The following is a 2837-nucleotide window of genomic DNA, read 5'->3' on the forward strand; positions in this document are numbered from 1 at the left end:
TAATGGATTAAATCACCAAATTGACGTTGGTTAATTTCACCGATAGATGATTGTACGCTAAGCCCTGAGAACAGTAAGGCAGTAGCACCGGCAACGCCAAAGATTGTCATTAGCATCCGTTGTTTATAACGGAAGATATTTCTTGCTGTTACTTTGTGGGTGAAGGACATGCGGTTCCAAATTGGTGTAATCCGTTCTAATAAAATCTTAGATCCAGCGCTAGGTGCTTTTGGTAAAAGCAGTTGCGCAGGTTGTTCTTGTAATTCTCTCTTCGCTACTAAGTAGGCTGGTAAAACAGCTGCTAATAAGGCTAAAAGAATAGCAACCAAGGAAACTGCCCAGTGGAAGTGTAATTCAATGGCTGGCAAGGTATAGCTTGAACTATAAGCATTGTAAACAATATAAGGGAGTAGGGTGTGTCCTAAGATAATCCCTAAAATAGTACCGGATAAGCTGGCGGTTAAACCGTAGAAGGTAAATTTCTTAATAACGTCTTGGTCATCATAACCTAGGGCTTTCAAGGTACCTGATTTAGTCCGTTCTTCGTCTACAAAGCGTGTCATGGTAGTAAAGGTAACGAGTGCAGCAACGAAGTATAAGAAGATTGGGAAGATATTTGCTAGGGAATCTACAATATTTGAAATGGTACTGTAGATTTTATACCCATCGCTACCTGGAATCTCCCGACGACTATTTACGGAATAAGTTGGTAGGGATAAATTATCCACCATTTCTTGTGCTTCGGCTAGTTCATCTTCTTTGTCTGCTATCTCATCTTCAGCATCCGCTTTGGTTTTCGCGAATTCAGCGGCTTTATCTTCGTATTCTGCCTGACCCTCAGCAAGACTTTCTTTGGCATCTGCAATTTGGGCTTCAGCATCTGCAGATTCAGTTGCTAATTGGTCTTCTGCTTGGGCTAATTCCGCTTCTTTATCAGCTAATTCCGCTTTTGCTTGGGCTAACTTATCTACATTCGCTTGGTATTCCGCTGATTTCTTATCTAATGTCTCTACACCAGCAGTCCATTGTGCTAGACCCTCATAGTAAGTATTTAAACCGTCATTATAAGATTGGATACCGGCATTGTATTTGGATAAGCCATCTTGGTATGCCGCTTCTTTTTCTTGTAAGAGGGCTTCATTCTCGCTTAGGCTAGCAGTTGCTGCTTCAATTTGAGCTTTACCATCATCAATTTTGGCTTGATTGCTAGATAATGCAGCGTTACCATCACTTAATTGTTTGTTTGCACTATCTAATTGTGCTTTAGCACTGTTTAATTGTTCTTGGCCAGCATCTAGTTGACCTTTAGCACTTGTTAATGCTGATTTTTGTTGGTCTAACTCAGCTTGACTAGCTTCAATTTTTGCCATTCCAGGAGTGTATGTTGAATTCATGAAGGCTTCATATTCACTTTGGCTAGCATCTAATTCTTCTTGTAGGTCAGCAATTTGTGCTTGTAAATCAGCAGTATCAGCTTCATTTAAATCACCTGCATCTAATTTATTTTGTAGGCTAGTGATTTGTTCTGTTAAAGCTTGGATACCCTTCTCATAATTTGCTTTTCCATTTGCCAATTCTTGATTGTTTTGATCAAGTTGATTTTGTGCGCCTTCTACTTGACTGGCTTTTGCTTCATAGTCAGCTTGTTTTTCCTCAAAAGCATTTAAGTTTTTCGTATATTCACTGTATTTGTTATCATACTCAGCTTGTTTGCTTTCAAGTGTTGCGTTTGCTTCGGCAATTTCTGCCTCAGCGCTATTTATTTGGGCTTTCTTTTCAGCTAATTGACTATAACCATTAGCAATCGCTGTTTGACCTTGATCTAATTGGCTTCTTGCGGTAGTTAACTGACTTTGACTATCATTTAACTGTTTCTTTGCTTGGTTTAATTTAGCTTTACCATCTTGGAGTTGGTTCCACTTTTCGTCTAATGTAGCTTGCCCATTAGCTAACTGCGTTTTAGCAGCATCTAATTGTGCTTGGCTATCATCAATTGTAGTATGGGCATTCGCAATTTGATTGGCACCAACATTAATTTGTGCAGTGGCGTCAGCTACTTTAGTGTCTAATTGATTTTGTGCATCATCAATTTCAGCTTGACCATCAATTAATTGTTGTTTGGCATCATCTAGTTGTGCTTGTCCATCTGCCAATTTCTTCTTGGCATCATCAATTTGTTTTTGGCCATCATCAATTTCCGATTGATAATCATTTTTAATTGTTTCAAGACGATTTTTTGGTTGGTTTGCTAAGGCATTATCTAAATCATCTTTGTGAACTTGAAGTCTTTCAGTGTAAGTATCTGAATAAGGGTCGATATCAATTAAATCATCGAATCTTAATCGAGCCAGCATGTAGACATCTGAATCAAACGCAGATTCAGGAACAATCGCATAACCTTTTAAGGCGCCAGTTCCGGCTGTAGAAGCACCTTGGTTTAGATTGGATAAAATTTCACCAGAATAAATAAAACCAACAATTTCATAGGTGTCTTCTTTTAGTACGGTATCACCAGAGGCATCCGCCTGTTCTGACAGGTCAATTTTATCACCTACTTGATATTGATCATCAAAGCTTGCATCTATCGCTATTTCATTACTTGCTTTAGGTAATTGACCTTCCACTAATTCATAATCAGAGATATCTTCTCCCATTGAAAATACACGAATAGCTGTATGGCTATCATCAATTGTGACATCTTTTAAATAGCCATATTCAATATCTGCCAAGCCCGAGGTTTTATCCAAGATTTCAACATCATCATCATCAATACCCATTGAACCAATCACAGTGATATCAGAAACGTTTAACTCGTCAAAATAATGTTCACCAGTTGC

General features: G+C 38.5%; 1 protein-coding gene. It reads right to left on the reverse strand.

Translation table 11 applies throughout. The features are described from left to right. Positions 1 to 2777 (reverse strand): FtsX-like permease family protein (locus tag ACRCJ0_RS11580; protein ID WP_431390513.1); only part of this gene is annotated, 2777 nt, incomplete at its 3' end. Between the last annotated feature and the right edge of the window lie 60 nt (positions 2778 to 2837).

This window comes from Aerococcus sp. L_32 (assembly GCF_050689315.1).